21 protein-coding genes and 1 tRNA gene are annotated in these 24,775 nt (G+C 67.4%); 12 read left to right on the forward strand and 10 right to left on the reverse strand.

The window, feature by feature from the left end:
- Positions 1-178 precede the first annotated feature (178 nt).
- Positions 179-2,971: a TonB-dependent receptor gene (locus tag ACYKG1_RS15235; RefSeq protein WP_478470847.1), complete on the forward strand. Its 2,793-nt coding sequence runs from the start codon at positions 179-181 to the stop codon at positions 2,969-2,971.
- An 85-nt stretch (positions 2,972-3,056) separates the two neighbouring features.
- Here ACYKG1_RS15235 and ACYKG1_RS15240 read toward each other — a convergent pair whose 3' ends face one another.
- Positions 3,057-4,109, reverse strand: coding sequence for a hypothetical protein (locus tag ACYKG1_RS15240; RefSeq protein ID WP_262084410.1), 1,053 nt, complete (start codon positions 4,107-4,109; stop codon positions 3,057-3,059).
- 140 nt (positions 4,110-4,249) lie between these two features.
- Between ACYKG1_RS15240 and ACYKG1_RS15245 the strand changes: the two genes are divergently transcribed.
- Entirely contained in the window at positions 4,250-5,671 is a 1,422-nt protein-coding gene (locus ACYKG1_RS15245) for a basic amino acid/polyamine antiporter (RefSeq protein WP_478470848.1), read from the forward strand.
- Between the two features lie 102 nt (positions 5,672-5,773).
- Here ACYKG1_RS15245 and ACYKG1_RS15250 read toward each other — a convergent pair.
- From ACYKG1_RS15250 to ACYKG1_RS15285, 8 genes are all read right to left on the reverse strand, one after another.
- A tRNA-Asn gene (locus tag ACYKG1_RS15250) sits at positions 5,774-5,850 on the reverse strand.
- Between the two features lie 22 nt (positions 5,851-5,872).
- Positions 5,873-6,343, reverse strand: a complete 471-nt coding sequence (gene rlmH / locus ACYKG1_RS15255; protein WP_100473520.1) for a 23S rRNA (pseudouridine(1915)-N(3))-methyltransferase RlmH — start codon at positions 6,341-6,343, stop codon at positions 5,873-5,875.
- 64 nt (positions 6,344-6,407) lie between these two features.
- On the reverse strand, positions 6,408-6,818 hold the full coding sequence (gene rsfS / locus ACYKG1_RS15260) for a ribosome silencing factor (RefSeq protein WP_005418109.1): 411 nt from the start codon (positions 6,816-6,818) through the stop codon (positions 6,408-6,410).
- 58 nt (positions 6,819-6,876) lie between these two features.
- A complete protein-coding gene (gene nadD, locus ACYKG1_RS15265; protein ID WP_100473521.1) occupies positions 6,877-7,542 on the reverse strand; it encodes a nicotinate-nucleotide adenylyltransferase in 666 nt (221 codons plus the stop codon).
- A 3-nt stretch (positions 7,543-7,545) separates the two neighbouring features.
- Positions 7,546-8,583 (reverse strand): DNA polymerase III subunit delta, encoded by a 1,038-nt coding sequence (gene holA, locus ACYKG1_RS15270; RefSeq protein ID WP_100473522.1) that lies wholly within the window; start codon positions 8,581-8,583, stop codon positions 7,546-7,548.
- Positions 8,584-8,595: 12 nt separating this feature from the next.
- The gene (locus ACYKG1_RS15275; protein WP_100473523.1) at positions 8,596-9,180 is read right to left on the reverse strand and encodes an LPS-assembly lipoprotein LptE; all 585 of its coding nucleotides are present in this window, start codon (positions 9,178-9,180) and stop codon (positions 8,596-8,598) included.
- 138 nt (positions 9,181-9,318) lie between these two features.
- Positions 9,319-11,961, reverse strand: a complete 2,643-nt coding sequence (gene leuS, locus ACYKG1_RS15280; RefSeq protein ID WP_262084407.1) for a leucine--tRNA ligase — start codon at positions 11,959-11,961, stop codon at positions 9,319-9,321.
- Between the two features lie 105 nt (positions 11,962-12,066).
- Positions 12,067-12,666: a DUF998 domain-containing protein gene (locus ACYKG1_RS15285; RefSeq protein ID WP_478470849.1), complete on the reverse strand. Its 600-nt coding sequence runs from the start codon at positions 12,664-12,666 to the stop codon at positions 12,067-12,069.
- 156 nt (positions 12,667-12,822) lie between these two features.
- Between ACYKG1_RS15285 and ACYKG1_RS15290 the strand changes: the two genes are divergently transcribed.
- From ACYKG1_RS15290 to ACYKG1_RS15310, 5 genes are all read left to right on the forward strand, one after another.
- Positions 12,823-13,077 (forward strand): hypothetical protein, encoded by a 255-nt coding sequence (locus ACYKG1_RS15290; RefSeq protein WP_100473525.1) that lies wholly within the window; start codon positions 12,823-12,825, stop codon positions 13,075-13,077.
- 122 nt (positions 13,078-13,199) lie between these two features.
- Positions 13,200-14,057 carry a thioredoxin gene (gene trxA / locus ACYKG1_RS15295; RefSeq protein ID WP_478470850.1) on the forward strand — a complete coding sequence of 286 codons (858 nt, stop codon included), beginning with the start codon at positions 13,200-13,202 and terminating at the stop codon, positions 14,055-14,057.
- A 107-nt stretch (positions 14,058-14,164) separates the two neighbouring features.
- Positions 14,165-15,865, forward strand: a complete 1,701-nt coding sequence (locus tag ACYKG1_RS15300) for a FecR family protein (RefSeq protein ID WP_478470851.1) — start codon at positions 14,165-14,167, stop codon at positions 15,863-15,865.
- Positions 15,862-17,487 carry a CHASE2 domain-containing protein gene (locus ACYKG1_RS15305; RefSeq protein ID WP_100473528.1) on the forward strand — a complete coding sequence of 542 codons (1,626 nt, stop codon included), beginning with the start codon at positions 15,862-15,864 and terminating at the stop codon, positions 17,485-17,487. The genes ACYKG1_RS15300 and ACYKG1_RS15305 overlap by 4 nt, the downstream gene beginning before the upstream one ends.
- A 69-nt stretch (positions 17,488-17,556) precedes the next feature.
- Complete coding sequence (locus tag ACYKG1_RS15310) at positions 17,557-18,009, forward strand: DUF4442 domain-containing protein (protein WP_262084404.1); 453 nt, start codon at positions 17,557-17,559, stop codon at positions 18,007-18,009.
- Positions 18,010-18,307: 298 nt separating this feature from the next.
- On the opposite strand, the gene ACYKG1_RS15315 is transcribed toward ACYKG1_RS15310, so the two are convergent.
- The gene (locus ACYKG1_RS15315) at positions 18,308-19,624 is read right to left on the reverse strand and encodes a hypothetical protein (RefSeq protein ID WP_262228057.1); all 1,317 of its coding nucleotides are present in this window, start codon (positions 19,622-19,624) and stop codon (positions 18,308-18,310) included.
- Positions 19,625-19,700: 76 nt separating this feature from the next.
- On the opposite strand from ACYKG1_RS15315, the gene ACYKG1_RS15320 reads away from it, so the two are divergent.
- The 5 genes from ACYKG1_RS15320 to gloA2 all read left to right on the forward strand — a co-directional run bounded on the left by ACYKG1_RS15320 (position 19,701) and on the right by gloA2 (position 24,689).
- Positions 19,701-20,384: a DUF502 domain-containing protein gene (locus ACYKG1_RS15320; protein ID WP_100473531.1), complete on the forward strand. Its 684-nt coding sequence runs from the start codon at positions 19,701-19,703 to the stop codon at positions 20,382-20,384.
- Positions 20,381-21,166, forward strand: a complete 786-nt coding sequence (locus tag ACYKG1_RS15325; protein WP_100473532.1) for a queuosine precursor transporter — start codon at positions 20,381-20,383, stop codon at positions 21,164-21,166. The genes ACYKG1_RS15320 and ACYKG1_RS15325 overlap by 4 nt, the downstream gene beginning before the upstream one ends.
- A 94-nt stretch (positions 21,167-21,260) precedes the next feature.
- Positions 21,261-23,201 carry a DUF885 domain-containing protein gene (locus ACYKG1_RS15330; RefSeq protein WP_478470852.1) on the forward strand — a complete coding sequence of 647 codons (1,941 nt, stop codon included), beginning with the start codon at positions 21,261-21,263 and terminating at the stop codon, positions 23,199-23,201.
- A gap of 16 nt (positions 23,202-23,217) precedes the next feature.
- A complete protein-coding gene (locus ACYKG1_RS15335; RefSeq protein ID WP_100473534.1) occupies positions 23,218-24,288 on the forward strand; it encodes a serine hydrolase domain-containing protein in 1,071 nt (356 codons plus the stop codon).
- Entirely contained in the window at positions 24,285-24,689 is a 405-nt protein-coding gene (gloA2, locus tag ACYKG1_RS15340; RefSeq protein WP_100473535.1) for an SMU1112c/YaeR family gloxylase I-like metalloprotein, read from the forward strand. Before ACYKG1_RS15335 ends, gloA2 begins: the two co-directional genes overlap by 4 nt.
- Positions 24,690-24,775 lie beyond the last annotated feature (86 nt).

Raw genomic sequence — 24,775 nt, forward strand, 5'->3', positions numbered from 1 at the left:
CGCGCCGGGCCGGCCGCCTGCCTTCAGCCGCCGAGACCGCGGACAGGCGCGGGCCAAGCGTTACCGATTAAGCAAAAATTCACGACTTCGTCACCTGCTGGAAACCTAGATTGGCATGTCCCGGTATCGATCCGGCGACAGCCCTCAACGCTACGGTTTTCCAGTTAGGAGAGAAGCTGTGAAACACCCGATCCAACGGCCCGCCAGCCGCCGCAGCACCCTGGCATCGTCCATCACCCACATCCTCACCGGCGGCGCCCTGCTGCTGGCCGGCGCCGTCGCTTCCTCCTCCGCCTTCGCGCAGGAACAAGCCACCAACCTCGACCGCATCACGGTCACCGGCTCCAACATCCCCCGCACCAACACCGAGACGCCCTCCCCGGTACAGGTGGTGAGCCGCCAGGAAATCGACCGCAGTGGCAAGACCACGCTGGCCGAGTACCTGCAGACCATCACCGCCGATGGCGCCGGCTCGATTCCCAAGACCTTCGGCAACGGTTTCGCCGGCGGTGGCGCCGGCATCTCGCTGCGCGGCCTGGGCGCGGGCTCGACGCTGGTGCTGTTGAACGGCCGCCGCATGGCGACCTATGGCCTGGCCGACGACGGCCAGAAGGTGTTCACCGACCTCAGCACCATCCCGCTCGATGCCGTCGAGCGCGTGGAAGTGCTCAAGGATGGCGCCTCGGCGATCTATGGCTCCGACGCCATCGCGGGTGTGGTCAACATCATCCTGCGCAACGACTTCCAGGGTGCGATCCTGCGCGCGTCCTACGGCCTGTCCGGTGACAGCGACGGCGATACCAAGAAGGCCACCCTGACCGCCGGTACCGGCGACCTGTCCAAGGATGGCTGGAACGCGTTCTTCAGCCTGGACGTCGGCAAGTCCGATGCGATCAAGATCAGCGACCGCAGGAACCGCAAGTGGATCGGTACCGGCGATACGCGCCCGTGGGGCTATGACGCCACCGATGCGCAGTTCCTCGGCGGCCCCTACCTCAGCGGCCGCACCAACGGCGGCGTCGGCCCGAACGGCTCGGTGTTCAACAATGACTCGCCGTCGCCGCACCTGGTCGCCCTGCCGGGCTGCGCCAACCTGAGCACCATTCCGGGCCAGACCGAAGCCTCTTCGGCGGCCCAGGGCTGCCTGTGGGATCCTGCGCAGCAGTATCGCGACCTGACCCCGGAAGAGAAGTACATCAACGTGTTCGGCCGCGCCACGTTCGCCTTCGGCGAAGGTGGCGAGATCTACACCGAGATCGGCTACTCGAAGAAGGAAACCATCTTCAGCAATACCCCTTCCAGCGTGTCCGGTGGCTGGGGCTTCCCCGGCGGCCCGAAGAACGCCAGCAGCGGTGACGGCGCGACGATGCTCTATGCCGGGCATCCGGACAACCCGCTGCCGTATGCGGCGCGCCTGCGCTACAGCGCGTGGGATGTCGGCCCGCGGGTGACCAACAACACCAACGAGTTCAACCGTTTCCTGGTCGGCGCCAAGGGCAACTGGGGCGACTGGAGCTACGACACCGCCTACCTGCATTCGGGCACCGACCTGGTCAACAAGCGCACCGGCTTCCTGCGTTACAGCTCGGTGCTGTGCGCGCTGGGCAACCCGAACTGCGCAGGTGGTACGTGGCGCATCGGTGACAACGCCAACCTGAACTCGCAGGCGCTGTACGACTACATCTCGCCGACGATCAGTGCGCGCGCCAAGTCCAGCCTGGACATGTTCGACTTCACCGTGTCACGCAGCCTGGCCGACCTCAAGGGTGGCCCGCTGGGCCTGGCCATCGGTACCGAGTGGCGCAAGACCAGCAACAGCCTGACCCCGCAGACCTACACCGACCAGGGTGACATCATCGGCCTGGGCTACTCGGCCTACGACGGCACGCAGAACGTGTACGCCGGCTACGTCGAACTGTCGGCGCCGGTGCTGGAACAGCTGGAACTGTCCGGCGCGGTGCGTTATGACAAGTACGAAAGCGGTGAAGGCAAGGCCACGCCGAAGCTGGGTGTGAAGTGGACCCCGGCCGACTGGATCGCGCTGCGCGCCAGCTACGCCGAGGGCTTCCGTGCGCCGAATCCGGCCGAGAACGGTGACGGTGGCCTGGCCGCCTTCTCCAACGCCCGCGATCCGGTGCGTTGCGCCATCGATGCCGACGAGTGCACGCCGCGCTCGATTGCGATCATCACCCGCCCGAACAAGGACCTGAAGCCGGAAGAGTCCAAGAGCTACTCGGTGGGCCTGGTGCTGCAGCCGACCTCGACCACCTCGATGACCGTCGATGCCTGGCAGATCAAGCGCACCAACGAGATCGTACAGGGCAACACCGCGGCAGCCATCCTGGCCGGCAACGTGCTGCGTGATTCCAACAACATCGGTGGCGTGCCCAACTCCGGCAGCATCCTGGCCGTCAACACCGGCTACGTGAATGCCAGCTCGTCGCGCGTTCGCGGTATCGATACCGATATCCGCCAGACCTTCGATATCGGCCCGGGCCAGCTGGAGCTGGACCTGCAGTGGAGCCACATCCTGAAGTTCGAGCGTACCGAAGACGGTGAGACCGTCGACTATGCCGGCACGCACGGCAACTGCGACGTGACCAACTGCATCGGCACGCCGAAGGACAAGATCAACTTCGGCACCACCTGGAAGCAGGGTGCGTGGAGCGTGAGCGGTGTTGCCAACTACATCAGCAAGATGGACAACACCGACAAGCGTGGTGGCGACTACCAGGCGTTCTACGAGGATGGCACGCCGGTGACGAAGATCTCTTCGTTCACCACCTTCGATCTGTCCGGCCGCTGGAACATCACCGACGCCTTCGAGCTCAATGCCTCGGTGGCCAACGTGTTCGACCGCATCGCACCGCTCGATCCGACCACCTACGGCGGCGTGAACTACAACCCGATGCACTTCTCCGGTGCACTGGGCCGTTATTTCACCGTGGGTGCCAAGTACACCTTCAAGTAATCCTGCAGCAGCGTCACTTGCAAAGGCCCGGGCCAACACCCGGGCCTCTGCATTTTCAATGCCACCCGGCATTGTCGAGCCAGCGTCAGCCGAACAACCATAGCCAGCACATCCAGCAGATCAGCAGCACCGCAGCGGTGGTGAGGCCCCAGAAGCAACGCTGGTACAGACGCCGTTCGGCCACCTCCGAATTGAGATCATCACGAGCGGACTGCAGCACCTTCTGCAACGTCAACTTCTCCTTTCTCAGATCAGCAGCGACTTTCTGCATGCCGGCAAGCAGCTCCTCGCTCTGCTTCAACTGGGCAGATAACCTGCCATGGCTCTCTTCCAGTGCAAGACTGCGTGCGCTCGCCCCTGCCACCTCGGACTGCAGCAAGGCTTCCCGCCCGCTCGCCGCCTGCAGGTCCTTTTGCTGGCTGCGCACCAGCGCCTCCAGATAATCGTTGCTGCTGGGATTGCTGAGGACCATCGCCTGCAGGAATCCACGCTCGCTTTCCAGCAAGCGCTTGATTCTTTCGAGGTATCGAGCTTCCTCCGCATCACTGGTTTCGTCCTCGGGAATGGTATAGCCGTAGATCGGCACCCTGCCGATATCCACTTCGATCACTGCAATGCCCAGTTGCCGGAGGCCATCCTGTTTTGCAGCATCCACAGCATGTGAGCGCCTGACCTCAAGCAGGAACTTCCCGTCCCACTTGGAACCCAGATCATCCTCGCTGGTGAACTCGACATACAAATCTGCCCGATAATCGCCCCTTCCCGGCACCTGCCACTCCTGCTCCACCCGGGAGATCGAGATTCTCGATTCACGCCAGCGACGAGGCCCTTTTCTGGTAGGAAGCGAAAGGGACAGCTGCACATGATCCAGCCGACTGAAAGCCTCCTTGAACAACAGATGCTGCAGCGATTCGCCTCCCGCTGCCGCTCCGCCCTTCGCACCGTCGATATATGCGAAGTACCACGACCGCCCCTTCATCACGTGCTTCACTGGGCGCCGCTGGCCTGCACGGTGCGTTGAGAAATAGCGATCTCCCGTGGGTTCTCCCGCATAGTCCCTGTTGCGACGGTGGCCCACAGCCTGCGCCGTAACGTACTCGGTTCCATCGGGAGTGAGAAAGGCCCGCGATTTGGTCATGGGGTGCGCGCTCATGGAGGGAAGCCGACTATGCCAACCTTCCATCGCACCCGATGAGATGGATAAGATCGATGACCCGAATGCAACTGCTGCACTGCCCGGCCAAAAGGCCGATGGGATGACCGCAAGGGAACCAAAGCATGCCCTCGTCCAACCACCGTCTCGGCCTGCCCGCGTTGACTGCACTGGTAGTCGGCTCGATGGTCGGCGCCGGCATCTTTTCACTGCCGCAGAACGTTGCGCGCAGCGCCGGCCCGGCCGCTGCATTGATGGGTTGGGCCCTGAGTGGCGCCGGCATGCTGATGCTGGCCTTCGTGTTCCAGGCCCTGGCCAACCGCCGGCCGGACCTGGACACCGGCATCTACGCATACGCGCGGGAAGGCTTCGGCAACTACATCGGCTTTTCCGCGGCATGGGGTTACTGGGTTGCCTCGGTGCTCGGCAACGCCAGCTTCTTCGTGCTGATCTTCAGTGGCCCCGGCCACTTCATGCCCATCTTCGGGGAAGGCAATACCCCGGCCGCCGTGGCCGCATCGTCATTGCTGTTGTGGACCGTGCACCTGTTGGTGCTGCGTGGCCTGCGCACTGCCGCCATCGTCAACGGCCTGGTGACCGTGGCCAAGCTGCTGCCGATCGCACTGTTCCTGATCCTGGCCGCCGGCGCGTTCCGCATGGACGTGTTCCGCGCCGGTTTCCTCGGCACGCCTGCGCTCGGCGACCTTGGCCAGCAGCTGCGCGGCATGATGCTGGTAACCGTGTGGGTGTTCATCGGCATCGAGGGCGCCAGCATCTATTCGCGGCGCGCCGCACGCCGCGCCGACGTGGGTCGCGCCACGGTGATCGGCTTCCTCGGTGTGTGGCTGCTGCTGGTGCTGGTCAGCCTGTTGTCGATGGGCATGCTGTCGCAGGCGGAACTGGCCGGACTGCCCAATCCGTCGATGGCCTATGTGCTGCGCGCCGTTGTCGGCGAATGGGGCGCGACGGTGATCATCATCGGCTCGATCATCTCCGTTCTCGGTGCGCTGCTGGCCTGGGTGCTGCTGTGCGCCGAAGTGCTGTATGCCGCCGCAGGTGACGGCACCATGCCGGCCTTCCTCGGCCGCGAGAATGCGCGCGGCGTGCCGGCCAATGCACTCTGGTTGAGCAACTGCCTGATCCAGCTGTTCCTGCTGCTGGTGCTGGTCAATGCAGGCAGCTACACCGGGCTGGTGCTGCTGGCCGCATCGATGAGCCTGGTGCCCTATTTCCTGTCCACCGCGTTCGGCGTGCAGTTGGCCTGGCGCGGGCAGGCCTACGTTGGCGAACCGCGCGTACGCTGGCGTGATTTCGGGGTGGCACTGCTGGCCAGTGCGTATGCGCTGTGGCTGGTGTATGCCGGCGGGCTGGACAATCTGTTGTTGTCGGTGCTGCTGTACGTGCCCGGTGTAGTGCTGTTCGCACTGACCCGGCACCAACGCGGCGAGCGGGTGTTCACCCGCTGGGAGTGGGTACTGTTCAGCGCGATCCTGGCGGTGGCGATCGCCACGCTGGTGGCGTTCTGGCGAGGAACACTGACACTGTAGCCAAGCCATGCTCGGCTGCTGCGGATGAACCAGCCGAACATGGGCTCGGCTCTACAACAAGGCAAAAAAAAACCTGCATCTCGCGATGCAGGTTTCTCAAGGTGGCGCCCGAAGTTGGACTCGAACCAACGACCCCCTGATTAACAGTCAAGTGCTCTAACCGGCTGAGCTATTCGGGCAGACGACCAGTATAACCACTCTTCACGCGCGATGGTAGGGGTGATTGGCAATCATTGCGGCGGCCCGATACAACTGCTCGGCTACCACCAGGCGCACCAGCATGTGCGGCAGCGTCAGCGGTCCGATCGACCACGTCTCATCGGCCAGTGCGGACACGTCCGGCGAATGCCCTTCCGGGCCACCGATCAGGAACGCCAGGTCGCGGCCCTGCCCGCGCCAATGCTCCAGGCGCTGTGCAAGCTGTTCCGAACTCAGCTGTCGCCCCGGCACATCCAGTGCCACCACATAGGCGTTCTTCGGCAGCGCAGCGATGACCCGCTTGCCTTCATCTTCAGTGGCGCGGCGCGGATCACGCCCCTTGCCGCGCAGGCCGGGCTCGATTTCCACCAGCTCGAACGGCAGCCAGTGCGACAGCCGCTTCTGGTATTCGGCGAAGCCCTGCGCGACCCAGCTGGGCGCACGTTCACCGGTGGCGATCAGGCGAGCTTTCATCAGCGGTTCTCCAAAACGCCGACGGCGCCATCGGCGCCGTCGAAGGGATGCATCAACGTGCGGCTCAGGCCACTTCGTCGTCGCTGGACGGCGGCTGGTCGCCGACGGTCCACAGGCGCTCCAGGGCGTAGAACTCACGCACGCGCGGCAGCATCACGTGGACGATCACGTCGCCCAGATCGACCAGCACCCACTCGGCTTCGCGCTCGCCTTCAACACCCAGCGGCATCACGTCGATGTTCTTGGCGAAGCGCACGACTTCATCGGCGATCGACTTGACGTGGCGGGTCGAGGTGCCCGAAACGACGATCATGTAGTCGGCAACGCTGGACCGGCCGCGTACGTCGATCTCGACCAGGTCCTTGGCCTTCAGGTCTTCGGTGGCTTGGCGGACGCTGGCCAGCAGTTCCGGCACGGACGGCGGCGGGCTGGGCAGATCGACCTTGATGGTCTGGGGCTGGGTCTGGTTGCTCAAAGTGGATCGACTCGATAAACGTGGGGGCGATTATACGGGGATGGCGCGGCCGCGCCATTCACGCTGTGGCCGGGCGGTACAGCCCGTGTGCAGCGACATAGTCGGCCACGGCCGGTGGCAGCAGGGCGCGCCAGGGGCCACCGGCGGCGATCTGCGAGCGCACGGCGCTTGCCGACTCCTCACGCAGCGGGTGGTGCAGGCGCAGGATGCGCCCGGCCGGGCTGGCGAACAGGGCCTGTTCGTTGTCGGCCCAGCGCCCTTGCAGGGCACGCCCCAGCTCGCCATTGATCGACGCCTGCAACGGGCTGCCCGGCCGTTCGGCCACCACGAAGTGGGCCAGCCCGAACAGGGCCTCCCATTCGTGCCAGCCGGACAGGCCCAGCAGGCTGTCGGCGCCAACCAGCCAGGCCAGCGGCCGGCTCGGGCCCAGCTCGCCACGCAGCTCGCGCAGGGTATCGACGGTGTAGGAAGGACGACCGGGAAAGCGTGCGGCACGGTCCAGCTCACGGCGGTCCAGCAGCAGGCCCGGCTCGTCGCCGATGGCCAGCGACAACATGCTGCAGCGCTGCTCAGCGGTGGCGCCGGGCACCTCACGGTGCGGCGGATCGGCCGCCGGCAGCATGCGCACAGCGACCTGCAGTTCGTCCCGGGCGGCCCGCGCGATTGCCAGATGCCCCAGGTGCACCGGATCGAAGGTGCCCCCGTAATAGATCCGCAGGCTCATCGCTCAAACCCGCGCCAGCAGGCGCACGGCACGCGGTTCGGCCACGGCCACCAGCAGGCGCTCCAGCGCCAGCCAGGCATCGCCGTCGGCCCGTCCCTTGGCGATGCGGTCGACCAGACCGGCTTCGGCCACGAAGCGTTCCCAGCGCTTGCTTTCCGGGTGGCGCTGCAGCGCGCGCTTGTAGGGCGCCTGCCGCGATTCCCAGATGCCACGCGATTTCATTTCAGCGGCCAGGTTGCCGCCACGGGCCTGCACGCGGGCCAGGGCCGCACCGGCCAGCAGTTCACGGATCACGATCGGCATCAGTGCGGCCACCGCCTCGCCTTCGCCGCGCAGGCCAGCCAGCATGCGCAGCACGGCCGGCGGCTGGCCGGAGAACGTGGCCTCCACCAGCCGGAACACGTCGTAGCGGGCGGCGTCAGCCACCAGCGATTCCATCCGCTCCACATCCAGCGGCTGGCCATCGGCCAACAGCGCCAGCTTGTCGATTTCCTGGGCAGCGGCCAGCAGGTTGCCCTCCACCCGCTCGGCCAGGCGCTGCACGGCGGCCGGGTCGGCACGCAGGCCCTTGCCGCGCAGGCGCCGCTCGATCCAGTCCGGCAGTTCGTGCGGCTTGATCGCCCAGGCCACCGACAGCACGCCGATGCGGCTGACCGCCTCGGCCCACTTGCCCTGATGGGCCTTGCTCCATTCATTGGCGGTGATCATCAGCACCACGTCCGGCGCCGGATTGGCGCAGAACTGGCTGATCACCTCGGCGCCGTCCTTGCCCGGCTTGCCGCTGGGCAGGCGCACCTCGACCAGGCGGCGGGCGCTGAACAGGCTGGGCGCATTGAAGCTGGCGTCGAGCTGGTTCCAGTCGAAATCACGCCCATCGGCGTCGAAAACTTCGCGTTCGCCGATACCCGAGGCCCGCGCGCGCGCGCGGATGGCATCTGCCGCCTCCAGCACGCGCAGGGTTTCCGGGCCTGCGATCAGGTAGACCGGCGCCAACGCGGTGTCAGCGCCCTGGCTGGCCAGCTGCTCCGGACGCAGTTCCATCGCCGCTGCCGCTCAGTGCTTGACGTCGGCGGCCGGTTCGGCCGGCACCGCACCCTCGATCGGCTTGGCCTTCGGCGCGGACAGGCTGCCACCCTTCTCGAGCTCGGCGCGGACCACGCTGTCGATGCGGCGGATGATCGAGGCGGACATTTCCCGGCGCAGCTCCGTGGCCAGGATTTCGCGTTCGGTGGTGGTACCGGTGGCGTCGGTCGGCGGCGACACGTAGTCGCGCGACAGTTCGATCACCTGCTGCGGGACCAGTTCGCTGCCATCCTCGCGGCGGAAGATGAAGATCACCGCGTAGCGCAGGCTGTATTCCTGTGCGCGGCCCTGCGAGTCGATGGCGATCGGCAGGTCACCCCAGCGCTCGGACAGCACCTGCAGCTGGGTACTGGGCCCCTTGCTGTCCTCATCGGCCAGCTTGGCACCGGAGGCCAGCAGGCTGCGGTTGAGCAGCTTGACCAGTTCACTGTACGGGGCGGTGGAGACCACCTTCACCGGGGCGGTGTCGGTCGGCAGCATCAGCTTGTTGCGCAGATGGAAGCCGCAGCCGGCGAGGCCGAGGACAAGAACGAGGGCAAGCAGGATTCGGGTCATGGAGACAGTCTGGCGGAGCCGGGCGATCACGGCAACACACAGCGTGCCCGACGCCGCGTGAATGCAGGGCCATCAGGTACCCGGCCCTGCTTCTGGAAACGCACCGGCCACCGCGCGGGTGACCGGTACGGGGGGACATCAGGCAGCGACGATGTTCACGATCTTGCCCGGCACGATGATGATCTTGCGCACCGTCAGGCCTTCCATGAACTTGGCCGCGTTGGGTTCGGCCAGTGCCAGCGCCTCGACCTGCTCGCGCGCGGCATCGGCCGCCACCTCGATGGTGCCGCGCAGCTTGCCGTTGACCTGCACCGCCAGGGTCAGCGCATCGCGCACCAGCGCGCTGCTGTCGGCCTGCGGGAACGGCTGGTCTTCGAGCAGCGTCTCGCCGTGGCCCAGCACCTGCCACAGGGCATGGCTGGCGTGCGGGGTGATCGGGTTGAGCAGCAGCACGATGGCCTGCAGCGCTTCCTGGCGCACCGCACGGCCCTGCTCGCTGCCGTCCTCGAACTTGGCCAGCGCGTTCATCAGCTCCATCACCGCAGCGATCGCGGTATTGAAGCTGTGGCGGCGGCCATAGTCGTCACCGACCTTGCCGATGGTTTCATGGGTCTTGCGGCGCAGCGCCTTCTGGTTGGCATCCAGCACGGCGGCATCCAGTGCCGGGGCGGCACCGTCGGCGGCATGCTTCTGCACCTGTGCCCACAGGCGGCGCAGGAAGCGGGCCATGCCGTCCACGCCGGCTTCGTTCCACTCCAGCGACTGTTCCGGCGGCGCGGCGAACATCGAGAACAGGCGCACGGTATCAGCGCCGTACTTGTCGACCATCGCCTGCGGGTCCACGCCGTTGTTCTTCGACTTGGACATCTTCTCGGTGCCGCCGACCACCACCGGCTGGCCGTCGGCGATCAGGGTTGCGCCGGTGATGCGGCCGCGCTCGTCGCGCTGCACTTCCACATCGGCCGGGTTGATCCAGTCCTTCGAGCCATCCGGGTTCGGGCGGTAATAGGTTTCGGCGATCACCATGCCCTGGCACAGCAGGTTGCGCGCCGGTTCGTTGCTGTCCACCATCCGCGCGTCGCGCAGCAGCTTGTGGTAGAAGCGGAAATACATCAGGTGCAGGATCGCGTGCTCGATGCCACCGATGTACTGGTCCACCGGCAGCCAGTAGTTGCCGCGCTTGTCGACCGCATCACGGGCACCCGGGGAGGTGTAGCGGGCGTAGTACCAGCTCGACTCCATGAAGGTATCGAAGGTGTCGGTCTCGCGCTCGGCCGCACCGCCACATTCCGGGCAGGTGGTCTTGCGCCATTCCGGGTCGGTCTTGATCGGCGAACCGGTACCCGAGAACGCCACGTCCTCCGGCAGCACCACCGGCAGCTGTTCTTCCGGCACCGGCACCGCACCGCACTTGGCGCAGTAGATCACCGGAATCGGGCAGCCCCAGTAACGCTGGCGGCTGACGCCCCAATCGCGCAGGCGGTAGTTGACGCGGCGCTGGCCCTGGGCCTTGCGCTCGAATCGTTCAGCCAGGGCTTCGAAGGCGCCCTGGAAGTCCAGGCCGTCGAACTCGGCCGAGTTGACCAGCTCGAAGGCACGGCTCTTGTCGCTGTACCAGTCCTGCCAGCGGCTGCCGTCCCAGTTGCGCTCTTCTTCGGTGCGCGCATCCTTCAGCGCGATCACCTGCCTGATCGGCAGGCCGTACTTGTTGGCCACTTCGTTGTCGCGCTGGTCATGGCCCGGCACGGCCATTACCGCACCGGTGCCGTAGCCCATCAGCACGAAGTTGGCGACCCACACCGGTACCGGCTCGCCGGTGACCGGATGCAGCGCGCGCAGGCCGGTGTCCATGCCGCGCTTTTCCTGGGTTTCCAGTTCCGCCTCGGACACGCCGCCCTGCTTCAGGTCGGCCAGCATTGCGGCCAGTTCCGGGTTGTTCTTCGCCGCATGCAGCGCCAGCGGGTGCTCGGCGGCGATCGACACGAAGGTCACGCCCATCACCGTGTCCGGGCGGGTGGTGAACACGCGCAGCGGGTCCAGCGCACTGCCGTCGACATCGCGCACGTCGAACTGGATTTCCAGGCCTTCGGAACGGCCGATCCAGTTGCGCTGCATGGTCTTGACCGAATCCGGCCAGCCGTCCAGCTCGTCCAGGCCATCCAGCAGTTCCTGCGCGTAATCGGTGATGCGCAGGAACCACTGCGGGATCTCGCGCTTCTCGACCAGGGCGCCGGAGCGCCAGCCGCGGCCGTCGATGACCTGCTCGTTGGCCAGCACGGTCTGGTCGACCGGGTCCCAGTTCACCACGGCGTTGCGGCGGTAGGCCAGGCCCTTGCGCATCAGGCGGGTGAACATGCGCTGCTCGTGGACGTAATAGTCCGGACGGCAGGTGGCGAACTCGCGCGACCAGTCAACGGCATAGCCCATGGCCTTGAACTGGCTGCGCATGTGCTCGATGTTCTTGTAGGTCCAGGCCGCCGGCGCGGTCTTGTTCTTGATCGCGGCGTTTTCCGCCGGCAGGCCGAACGCGTCCCAGCCCATCGGCTGCAACACGTTGTGGCCGGTCATGCGCTTGTAGCGGCTGATCACGTCGCCGATCGTGTAGTTGCGTACGTGGCCCATGTGCAGCGCACCGGACGGGTACGGGAGCATCGACAGGCAGTAGTACTTCGGCTTGTCCGAGGTCTCGTCGACTTCGAAGGCACGGGTGGCGTCCCAGTACTGCTGGGCGGCGGATTCAACCTGCTGCGGGTCGTAGGCGTTGGTTTCAGCGCTGGTCATGGAACACGCGGATGCGGCGGCAAAGCGGTACAGCGTACCGCAGTGCGGCAAACGTCTCCAATCCTGCCTGCGGCGCGCCGGCGCCCCGGCACCACGGAATGCGTCTCAGCGCGGGCGCGACAGCGGCAATGCCACCGCCAGCCAGACCAGCCAGCAGGCGAACGCGAGGCGTTGTGCCATCGGCGCCGGCAGCGTGCCCTGCAAGGCAAACGCCGCCAGCGCGGCCAGCACACCGCAGGCCAGGGCCAATGCGCCGAAGGCACGGCCAAGCGCCTGGCGCAGATGGGACACGCCCAGCAGCACGGTGCCGGCGACGAAACCCAGCACCCAGATCATCCAGGCACTGGCGTGCAGCTGACTGGCTGGCCCGTGCAGGTCGTCCACGTCCAAGGGCAGCAGCCCCATCGCGGCAAAGGCCAGCCCGGCCAGCAGCAGCATCTGGCTGCCGACCCGTGGCGCCCAGCCGGCGGTGGCCGGCAGACTGCGACGCAGGCGTTCAGCCACTGCCGCCGCCAGTAGGCCGGACAGCACGAAACCCAGCAGATTGAAGGCCAGCGCATGCGGTACGCCCTGCGCGCCCAGCAGCGCCACCGGGTGGCGGGCCTGCGCGTAGCCGTCCAGGCCGGCACCGAAGCCGGCCACGGCCAGGACGAATACGACTGCAGCAAGCAGCCCCAACCAACGATCAAGCCGGACCACGGACATTGCGCGCAATCACCCGGAAAGGAATGGACCCCGGCATTGTCGCGGCAGCGACGCGATGCGCCAAGCGCCGCGCATTTTCAGAGAAATTCGATGTCCGTGGTTCTCTCCTCCCACGATGCTCCCTGCATGGCAATCCCGCCATGCAGGGAGTTCCCCGTGATCCAACGCATCCTCATCGCCGCCGCACTCAGCCTGGGCCTGGCCACCACCGCCCACGGCGCTGATTTCAACTGCTACGCCAAGGTCGGCCCCGCCAGTGCCGCGCAGAACAGCAGCACCCTGATGGGCAGCGTCAGCGCTGCCGGCCTGCAGGCCGCCGAGGCCGAGTACTTCCGACGCACCTCGACCACCAAGCCGGTCAGCTCCGGCAAGTGGGTGATCCACGAGCTGTACTGCGTGCCGCGCTCCTGAGGATGTCACGGCGGGCCTGCAGGCCCGCCCCCTCCCGGGCGCACGCGTGTGATGGCAGGGTTGAGACCGACATCGATCGTCACCATAGAATCGGTCTCCAGATGCCAAGCGATGCCACCCCCATGACCGAGACGACCTACGTATTCGACGCCACCACTGCGACCTTCGAGGCCGAAGTCCTGCAGAAGTCGCTGCAGACGCCGGTGCTGGTCGACTTCTGGGCCACCTGGTGCGGGCCATGCAAGACCCTGGGCCCGATGCTGGAAAAGCTGGCTGCCGAGTACAACGGTGCCTTCGAGCTGGCCAAGGTCGATGTCGACAAGGAACAGCAGATCGCTGCGGCCTTCCAGATCCGCTCGGTGCCGACCGTGTTCCTGGTCAAGGGGGGCCAGCTGGTGGACGGCTTCCCCGGCGCCATTCCGGAAGGCCAGCTGCGTGAGTTCCTGGCCCAGCACGGCATCGCGCCGGCCGATGTCGGCAACGCCGCCGCCGAGGATGACGCCCCGCTGGACCCGCAGGCGCAGGTGGACGTACTGCGCGCGCAGATCGCCGCCGAACCCGACAAGGACGAGCTGAAGCTCGACCTCGCCCTGGCCCTGCTGCAGATCGGCGGCGTGGACGAGGCCGGCACCCTGATCGACGGCCTGCCGGCCAATCTGGCCACCGACGACCGTGCCGTGCGCGCCCGCGCCCGCCTGGCCTTCGCCGCCGCGCTGAAGGATGCCCCGGCGGCCGAGGTGCTGGAGGCACGCATCGCCGCTGATGGCAAGGATCTCAAGGCCCGCCACCTGCGCGGCGTGCAACTGCTGCTCGGCGGCCATGACGAGGCCGCGCTGGCCCAGTTCCTGGAAATGCTGCGGATCGACCGCGGATTCGCGGAAGGCCTGCCGCGCAAAGCCTTGATTGACGCCTTCAATGTGATCTCCGACGAGGACCTGGTGGGCCAGTACCGCCGCAGGATGGCGTCGCTGCTGTTCTGAACGGGATCCCGCTCCGTTCAGAATCCCTGCACTGAACGCGGGCAATAATGCGCGCGCTGGCGGCCATGCGGTCGCCACGATCCGTTCGGGGGGATGAGGTCGGGGCCATGGGGTCTTGCAGCTGCACCCCCGCATTGCCGGGATTGCAAACTGTGACCGTCGTCCGCTCTTTGTCGTTCGCCATGCGTTTAACGGGCGCCCTGCTCTGCGCCCTCTTCCTGCTGCCCGCCATCGTCGGCGCCCAGGACTGGAACTACCGGGTCCGGCCCGGCGACACCCTGTGGGACCTGGGTGGGCTGTACCTGAAACCCTCGGTACGCTGGCAGCAGCTGCAGCAGCACAACCGCATCGACAACCCCTACCAGTTGCCGCCAGGCCAGCTGCTGCGCTTTCCGATCAGCTGGCTGCGCACCGAGCCGGCGCCGGCACGGGTGCTGTCCGTGCGCGGCAAGGTCGAGCTGTCCGGTGCCGATGGCACCGCGACCCGTGCGCTCCAGGCCGGCGAGCAGCTGCATATCGGCGACACCGTGGAAACCGAGGGCGATTCCAGCATCACCCTGGAATTCGCCGATGCCTCGCGCCTGCAGCTGCGCGAATACTCACGCCTGCGCCTGGACCAGCTGAGCCGCTATGGCCACACCGGCATGGTCGATACCCGCCTGCGCCTGCAGCAGGGACGGGCCAGCAACCGGGTGACCCCGGCGCGCGGCCCGGCCTCGCGTTACATCATCGATGCGCCCACCGCGACCAGCAGCGTGCGCGGCACGGTGTTCCGGGTCAGCGCCGGAGATGCCGGACACGTCGGCGCCACTGAGGTCCTGCAGGGCAAGGTGCAGGTCGGCAATCCCCATGGCCAGCGCCTGGTCCGGCCAGGCCAGGCCACCCGCAGCAGCAGCGTGGATGCTGCCCCTACCACAGTCTCGGCACTGCTGCCGGCGCCGGTGCTGCGCAATGACGAGCTGCGCCTGGCGCCACTGCCAACCGTGCTGGCCTGGGACCCGGTCAATGGCGCCGACCACTACCGGGTGGAAGTGGTGCAGGCGGCAACGCCGGAGATCCTGCTGTTCGCCGCCACCACCGCCGACACCCGGCTGGCGATCGGCAACCTGCCGCCCGGCCAGCTGCGCATCCTGCTGCGCGCGGTCGACATCCAAGGCGTCGAAGGCCTGGATGCCAGCGCCGATTTCGAGCTCAGTGACCAGCCTCCGCCGCCGCTGACCGTATCGCCGCTGCATGGGCAGACGATCAACAGCGACCGCCCGCGTTTCCGCTGGAGCCAGGCCCCCGGTGCGCGCAGCAGCGTGCTGCAGATCGCCGCCGAACCCAGCTTCCTGCAGCCGCTGCAGGAGCAGACCACCCAGGCGACCGACCTGCGCCTGGCGCAACCGCTGCCGCCCGGCCAGTACTACTGGCGCGTTGCCTCGCGCGATGGCGAAGGCCACCAGGGCCGTTATGGCCAGGCCCTCCCGCTGCAGCTGAGCAATGAGCCGGTGGACCCGGCGCTGCAGCCCCCCGAGGCCGCGCATGGCGAGCTCACCCTGCGCTGGCAGGCCGGCAGCGAAGGCCAGCGCTACCGGGTTCAGGTGGATCGTCGAGGCGACTTCAAGGCCCCGCTGGTCGATGAAACCGTGGCCCAGCCGCAGGTGAGCTTCAAGCGCCCATGGAGCGGCACCCTGCACGTACGCGTGCAGTACATCGACGATGACGGCCACGCCGGCGAGTTCTCTCCTGCCCAACAGATCCCATTGCCATGCCGCCTGTGCTACGGCGCCGGTGGCGGGGCCCTGCTGCTCTGGTTGTTGTTGTGAGGCGCTCGCCTTTGCCATGGTCGAAGCGGATCCTGCTGGCCCTGCTGGCCGGCGTGCTGACCATCGTGGCCAGCCAGGGCCAATGGCTGTGGCGACAGGACGAGGCGGCCTATGACGCGCTGGTCGGCAACTGGGACTACCGCCCGGACCCGAGCGTGCTGATCGTGGCCATCGACGAAGGCAGCCTGCAGCGTATCGGCCAGTGGCCCTGGCCGCGCTCGGTGCACGCTCGCCTGCTGGACCGCCTGACCGATGCTGGCGCCGAACGCGTCGCGCTGGACCTGATGCTGTCCGAACCCGACCGTCGCGACAGCCGCCAGGATGACGCGCTTGCGGCCGCCATCCGGCGCAATGGCCGGGTGGTGCTGCCGGTGCTGGCCGCGCCTGCAGCCGGCGACCGCATGGCCGAGGAAATGCTGCCGATCCCGCAGATCGCCGCCAGTGCCGCCGCGATCGGGCACACCGATGTCGAGGTGGATGGTGACGGCGTCGCCCGCGGCGTCTATCTGCATGCCGGTATCGGCCAGCCGCATTGGCCGGCGCTCGGCCTGGCCCTGGCCGACCTGCCTGCGGGTGCGGTACGCGGCCTGCCCGATCCCGACCCGGAACTGGGCTCGCCCTATCAATGGCGTCGCGACGATTACGTTCGCGTGCGCTACGCCGGCCCGCCCGAGAGGCTGCCGCAGGTGTCCTATGCCGACGTGCTCGATGGCCACGTGGACATGGCGATGCTGCATGGCCGTCGCATCGTGGTCGGCATGACAGCCAGCGGCATTGCGCCTCGCCTGCTGACCCCGACTACCCGCGAATTCTGGATGAGTGGCAGCGAATACCAGGCCAACATCACCTCGATGCTGCTGCAGGACAAGCAGATCGATGTGCTGCCTCACGCGTGGCAGCACGCCATCAGCGGCGTGCTGGTGGCGCTGTGCGTGATCCTGCTCGGCCTGCGCCTGCCCTGGCTCGCCGCGTTGTGCTCGTTGCCGATGCCACCGCTGCTGAGCTGGCTGCTGCTGCGCACGGCAGACCTGTGGTGGGCACCGGCCAGCGCGATGCTGGGCGTGGCGCTGGCACTGCTGGTCTGGGCGGTGTGGCGGATCTCGGCCTGGCATCGCCAGGCCAACCGCGATGCCCTGACCGGCCTCGGCAACCGTCTGCGTTTCGAACAGTCACTGCAACAGGAATGCGATGCCGCGCGGCGCAGTGGCAAGCCATTGAGCCTGGCGCTGATCGACGTTGACCATTTCAAGCGCCACAACGATCGTCACGGGCATCAGGTCGGCGACCGCGTGCTGCGCGATGTCGCCCGCCTGATCGGCGCGCATGCCCGCCGCCCGCGCGACATGGCGGCACGCTACGGTGGCGACGAGTTCGCACTGGTGCTGCCGGATACGCCGGCCGAGGGCGCGCGCCGGGTGATCGAGGACCTGATCGCCTGCGTGCGAGCACTGCCGGCGCCGGGCGATGGCAGCGAGGACGCTGTCACCCTCACCATCGGTGTATTCACCCGCGTGCCCGACGGTGACCTGCAACCACACCATTTCGTGGAAGGCGCCGACACCGCCCTGTACCAGGCCAAGGCCAACGGCCGCGATGGATACGTGATCGACGGCGGGACGTGACCCACCCCGGGTACAACATACGCATACGAATGGTTAGACTGGGCACCTCGCCTCGCGCCTCTGACCCGCATGAACGCCCGCCTGTTCCGTTTCGGCATCAACCTCTGGCCGCCGTTCCTGTTCACCGGCATCCACGTCACCCGGATCACGCCCGATTACCGGCAGATCGACGTGGAGCTTCGGCTGCGGCCCTGGAACCGCAATTACGTGGGTACGCATTTCGGCGGCAGCCTGTTCGCGATGACCGATCCGTTCTGGATGCTTGGCCTGCTGCACATCCTCGGCCGTGACTACTATGTGTGGGACCGCGCCGGTGCGATCGATTTCCTCAAGCCTGGGCGGGGCACGGTGCGCACCTCGTTCCGCATCGACGATGCATTGCTGGATGAACTGCGTGCCGAAGCGGCTGGCGGCGAAAAGGTGCTGCGCTGGTTCAGCAACGATGTCGTCGACGAAAGCGGCGACGTGGTCGCCCAGGTACGCAAGCAGGTCTACCTGCGATTGAAGCCGCACGCACGCTGATCCAGCACGCGGGCGCTATCCTCCCTCCTGCCATGGAGGCTGCGATGCGCGCGAATCCGCTTGCCCCACTGCTGGGCACTCTGCCCTCCGAGCCCACGCACGCCCGTCCGGGCATGCGCTGGCAGTGCAGGACCAGCGGCTGATACCGCGCCGGGACAATCCGGTAATGAGCGGCCCGCTCGAAGATGGCGGCGTCAGCATCCAACGCAGCCCCCTGGAAATACGCTGTTTTCATTCGCCAGCGCGGGACGCTGGTCAATGGGCGCGACCGCCTTCACCTTCCGCTGGCAGCCGCTGCTCAGTCGCGCGCAGCGCTAGCCGGGGCGTCCTCCATCACCAGCGGCACCGACAGCCATGGGCTCTCTTCGCTGCTACGCGACGGTGACCGCCGCGGCACCTGCAGGCGGCGGCCATCGGCCGACAACTGCGGTGCCCGCACCGGGGAGCGGAATTGCGCAGGCAGGCGCGGCAGCGCCGCCACCGGGTCCTCCGCCTGCTGCCGCAGCCAGCGCTGCGCGCCGATCAGCCGTACCATCGCGGCGGCATCCTGGGTCCGTGACGAATAGGCGGGATAGACCGGGCCGGCGATATCGGTCAGCACGCATCCCATGATGTTCGACAGGCAGCCGAAGTCATGCGGCGGCGGCGCTGGCACCGGCAGCGGGCGATCCGCTTCCAGCGCCACCATGGCCGCCGCGCCGCAGGCCCAACCCAGATTGCCCGCCGCGCGTGCCAGGGTGCTGCGGCGATCCAGCACCAGCACACCGCCGAATTCCTGCGCCGAGATTTCGATCGCGACCCGGCTCATCGCGTACTCACCCTGCATCGCCCGGCACAGGCTCTGTTCGGCAGCCAACATCGGCTGCATCGCTTGCTCGCATTCCGCTGGCAACGAATGGTCGGCCGGCAGTTCAACCAGCATGTCGGCCAGCAGCTGGGCGTTGGCCTGCACCAGGCTGGCACCGATGATGCTCTCCACCAGGTAGCTGCCGCCCGTCACCAGCCTGCGGCCCAGCTGCAGCCCCCGGCAACTGCCACGCAGCGCACCGTCGACATCGCCCTGCACATAGGCCAGCGCGCGTGCGCTGGTGGCATCGAGCAACAGGCCGTACGTTGGCATCGGCACCAGGATGCCATCGCCCGTGGGCCGGAACGGCGACACGAAGTGGTCCGCATCGGCCAGCTGGTCCAGTCGCGCATGCAGCTGCTGGTGGCCAGCATGGGCATCGATGAAGCGCTGCGGATCGGCGCGCACCTGGCCCAGGCAGTCGCTGGCGGTCGGTCCGCAACTGGCCGCCGGCCGTGATCGCAGCTCGTCGTGGTCCTCCGCCAGCTGCGGGCCGGCGCCGCCACTGCCGCGCGGGTCCGCCTCCCAACGCTGCACATCGCGGGCCAACGCCTGTCCGCGCTGGCGCGCATCGAGATCGTCGAACGCGAGTGTCCACAGCAGCGCAAAGCCGTTGTGGCCGTGGGCAGGCAGGCGGGCCTGCAAGCGCTGCTGGGCCTGCAGCCACGCGTCCGGCACCGGCCACATGCGCGAGGCGCACCACACCACCATGGCCAGCAGCAACAGGCCTGCCAGGGTCCAGCCCAGTCCGCGCAGAATCTTCAACACAGCTTCCCTTCCATGTGCCGTTACCGCAGTCGTTTCCCCAGCGTAATCGACCGGCCGCGACCGCTACAATGCGCCCATGTCGCTCGAAGCCCCCGCCCTGGTCCCCCGCCCCTCCCTGCAGCGCCTGTTCCTGACCGGCCTGCTCACCCTGCTGCCGATCTGGCTGACCTGGGTCGTGGTCAAGTTCGTGTTCGTGCTGCTGTCGGGCATTTCCAGCCCGTTGGTGGTGCCGCTCTCCGAGCAGATCGCGACCAGCTTCCCGCATTACCTCGGCTGGGTCCGTGCCGAGTGGATCCAGAACACCATCGCCCTGCTGGCCACCCTGCTGGTGATCCTGGCGGTAGGCGTCGCCAGCCGCCGCGTGCTGGGCCAGCGCCTGCTGCGCTGGGTCGGCGCGGTCATCAAGCGCATTCCGCTGGCCAGCATCATCTACGACAGCGCCAAGAAACTGCTGGACATGCTGCAGACCGAGCCGGGCAGCACCCAGCGCGTGGTGCTGATCGACTTTCCGCACCGCGACATGAAGTCGGTCGGGCTGGTCACCCGCGTGATCAAGGAACACGGCACCGACCGTGAACTGGCCGCCGTCTACGTGCCGACCACACCGAACCCGACGTCGGGCTACCTGGAAATCGTGCCGGTCGAGCTGCTGACCCCGACCGACTGGACCGTCGACCAGGCCATGAGCTTCATCATTTCCGGCGGCGCCGTGGCACCCGCCAGCGTACCGTTCACCCGCGCCGGCGACCGCGCCGAATGACTGCGGCGCCGATCGAGCGCCCGTTGCAGGACCGCGCGGTCCTGCTGTTCATCGTGCTGGCCGCGTTCTTCTGCGGCAATGCGGTACTGGCCGAACTGATCGGGGTGAAGATCTTCGCCCTGGAAGACACCCTCGGCATCGATCCGCTGAACTGGAACCTGTTCGGCCAGACCGGTTCGCTCAGCTTCACCGCCGGCACCCTGCTGTGGCCGGTGGTGTTCATCATGACCGACACCATCAACGAGTTCTTCGGCAAGCGTGGCGTGCGCTTCATCTCGTGGCTGGCCGTGGTGCTGATCGGTTATGGCTTCCTGTTCGCCTTCGCCGCCATTTCGCTGGCGCCGGCCAGCTGGTGGGTCACCTCGATGAACGGTCACGGCGTGCCCGACTACCAGGCCGCATTCGCAGCGGTGTTCGGCCAGGGCATGTGGACCATCGCCGGTTCGCTGGTGGCCTTCCTGCTCGGCCAGCTGATCGACGTAGCGGTGTTCCATCGCATCCGCCAGGCCACCGGCGAACGCCACGTGTGGCTGCGCGCGACCGGCTCTACCGCGGTCTCGCAGGTGGTGGACAGTTTCGTGGTGATCTGGATCGCCTTCGTGCTCGGCCCGCAGCACTGGCCGACCTCGCTGTTCCTGGCCGTCAGCAGCGTGAACTACATCTACAAGATGGGTTTTGCGATCGCATTGATTCCGCTGCTGTACCTGATGCGACGTGCGATCACCCGCTATCTCGGCGCAGACAGGGCCGCCGCGTTGCGCGCCGCCGCCGCGGCTGACTGAAGCCCCAGCGACGGCAAGCTGACTGCGCCTTCACGCTGGCCGTAGGCGGCCGGATCGTGCAAGCTCCACGGTCTGTGTTCCACGGAAGCTCCTGATGCCGCATCCCACCCGCGCCCTGGCCGTCGCCATTGCCGCGTTGTTCCTGTTCAGTGCCGTGCCGTCGGCCGAGGCCGCGAAGAAGAAGGCCAGCCGCCCCGCCGCCGCGCAGACCCGTCAGGCCGCCAAGCCCAAGGCCCGGCCCGCCCGCGCCACCGCGCCGGCGCGTGGCAGCTCGGCGCGTCGCGCCACCCCGCGTCCGGTCGCACCGGCCCGTGCCGTACCCAAGCAGGTGCAGCTGGAGCGCCTGTATGACGAATACTGGGATGCCTCGATGCGGTTGAATCCGCTGCAGGCCACTTTCCAGGGCGAGGCCCGCTACAACGACCAGCTGCCCAACATCCTGTCCGCCGCCTGGCGCCAGCAGTCGCACGACTTCACCACAGAGTGGCTGGGCAAGGTCGAGAAACTCGGCAGCGATGGCCTGCAGGGCCAGGACCTGCTCAGCTACGAGATCTTCGTGCGCGACGCACGCGCCTCGCTGGCCGCCGAGCGCTACCCCAGTTGGATGATGCCGATCAGCCAGTACTACAACATCGGCAGCATCATGGCGATTCTCGGTGCCGGTGCCGGCGCCCAGCCGTTCAACACCGTGCAGGACTACGACACCTGGTCGCGCCGTTCGCTGGGCATTCCCGGGCTGTTCGACCAGGCCATCGACAACATGCGCCAGGGCATGAAGGCCGGCGTGGTACAGCCGCGCGACCTGATGGAAAAAGTGCTGCCGCAGCTGGATGCAGTGATCAAGCCGACCGCCGAGGAGAGCATCTTCTGGTCACCGATCCGCACCATGCCCACTACCATCGCGGCCGAGGACAAGGCGCGCATCAGCGCCGAGTACAAGCGCATGATCGAACTGCGCATCATGCCGGCCTACCGCGCCCTGCGCGGCTTCATTGCCACCGAATACCTGCCCGCCACGCGCGCCAGCAGCGGCCTGGGCGCGCTGCCCGATGGCCAGGCCTGGTACGCCAACCTGATCGTGCAGACCACCGCCAGCGACCAGAGCGCCGCGCAGCTGCACGCGCTGGGCGAACAACGCGTGCAGGAACTGCAGGCCCAGATCGCCACGGTGATGAAGGATGCCAAGCTGCGCGGCACGCCCACCAAGCTGCTGCGCAGCATGCGCAATGACCGCCAGTTCCAGTACGGCGATGCCAACGCGCTGCTCAATCGCTACCGCCAGGTGCAGCAGCAGGTCAACGCACGCCTGCCGCAGGTGCTCGACACGCTGCCCAGGTCGACGCTGGACGTGCGCGCAGTGGAACCGGAGCGTGCGCTGACCGCCGCCGCAGCGGCCTATCAGCCGTCGGCGGCCGGGCAACCGGGCGTGCTGTACGTGAACACCCGCGACCTGCCCAGCCGCAAGCGCTGGAACGTGCCGGTGCAGTACCTGCATGAAGCGATCCCCGGCCACCACGTGCAGCTGGGCCTGCAGCAGGAGCTGGCCAAGCTGCCGCGCTTCCGCCGCCTCGGTGGCGATCTCGCCTTCGTCGAAGGCTGGGGCCTGTACGCCGAAACGCTGGGCGAAGACCTGGGCATCTACACCGATCCCTACGACCGCATCGGCTACCTGTACTCGCGCCTGCTGCGCGCCGCCCGCGTGGTGGCCGATACCGGCGTGAACGCCCAGGGCTGGAGCAAGCAGCAGGCCGTCACCTACCTGCAGAAAACCGTGGATATGAGCAGCGACGACGCCAACGCGGAAGTCGAGCGGATCATGGCCCAGCCCGGCCAGGCGCTGTCCAACGTGGCCGGCCTGACCACCATCGTGGCCCTGCGCGACAAGGCCAAGGCACGCCAGGGCGCTGCCTTCGACCTGCGCCGCTTCCACGCCGAACTGCTGAAGGACGGCTCGATGCCGCTGGACGTGCTGGACCGCAAGATGGAACGCTGGATGGCGCAGCCGGCCAGCGCCTCGCCCGCGCCGTCACCCTGACCCTTACGGAGCCGCCATGCGCCCTGCCGCCGCCCTGTTTGCCGTCGTGCTGGGCCTGCTGCCGCTGGCCACCTCTGCCGCACCGGTGCTGACCCCACCGGATGCGGGCATCGACGGCCTGATGCGGGCCTACGACGGCCAGGTGCCCGGCGCCGCCGTTCTGGTGCTGCATGACGGGAAACCGGTGTTCCGCCGCGGCTACGGCCTGGCGGTGGTGGAAGACGGCACCGCGGTCACCGCGGCCAGCAACTTCCGGCTGGCCTCGGTCAGCAAGCAGTTCACCGCTGCGGCGGTGTTGCTGCTGGTGGAGGATGGCCGGCTCGGGCTGGATCAACCTGCCCGGCACTGGCTGCCCGAACTGCCTCCGGCTGGCGCCGGCATCACCATCCGCCAGCTGCTCTCGCACACCAGTGGCCTGCTCGATTACGAAGACCTGATGGACCCGGCCAACAGCCGCCAGGTGCACGACGCCGATGTGCTGACCCTGCTGTCGCGCCAGGACCGGCTGAACTTCGCCCCCGGCACGCAGTACCGCTACAGCAACAGCGGCTATGCCCTGCTGGCACTGATCGTCGGCCGCGCCTCCGGGCAGGACTTCGCAGCCTTCCTGCAGCAGCGCATCTTCCGCCCGCTGGGCATGGCCCACACCGTGGCCCACCAGGACGGCGTCGATACCATCGCCGCACGCGCCTATGGCTACAGCTGGATCGATGGCCGCTGGCAACGCACCGACCAGAGCACCACCAGCGCCGTGCTCGGCGATGGCGGCATCTATTCCTCGCTGGACGACCTGGCCCGCTGGGATGCGGCGCTGTACGACGACCGCCTGCTGTCGAAGGCCTCGCGCCGCGCGATGTTCAGCCCGGCCACGGCAACACCCGAACCGGACGTGCCGCACTACGGCTTCGGCTGGCGCCTGAATGGCCCGGTGCAATGGCACAGCGGCGAGAGCATCGGCTTCCGCAACGTGATCGTGCGCCATCCGGAGAAGCACCTGACCGTGATCGTGCTGACCAACCGCAACGACCCCGAACCCTATCCGCTGGCGCTGAAGATCGCCCAGCGCTGGCTGGACACCCTGCAATGACCCGCGATGCCGACGCCCTGCTGGGCATTCACCACGCTGCACTGATCTGCAGCGACTACGCACGTTCAAAAGACTTCTACGTGCGCATCCTCGGCCTGCGCGTGCTGGCCGAGAACCACCGCAGCGCGCGCGCCTCCTGGAAACTGGACCTGGCCCTTCCGGACGGCAGCCAGCTGGAACTGTTCTCCTTCCCTTCCCCCCCGCCCCGTCCCAGCCGCCCGGAAGCTCAGGGCCTGCGTCACCTCGCGTTCCGGGTGGCCACGCTGGAGCCATTCATCCAGCGCCTGGCCGCGCATGGCGTGGTGTGCGAACCGATCCGCGTGGACGAGTACACCGGCCGCCGCTTCACCTTCTTCGCCGACCCCGACGACCTGCCGCTGGAGTTGTACGAGGTCGGTTGACCCCGCATTCCCACGGAATCCCGCCGCTGCCGTTGCTGTTGCCTCTGCAGGTGCAGGGCGCAGCCCTGCAAAGCCCCCCTTCCCCA

Source organism: Stenotrophomonas sp. 85239_Sma, assembly GCF_056481725.1.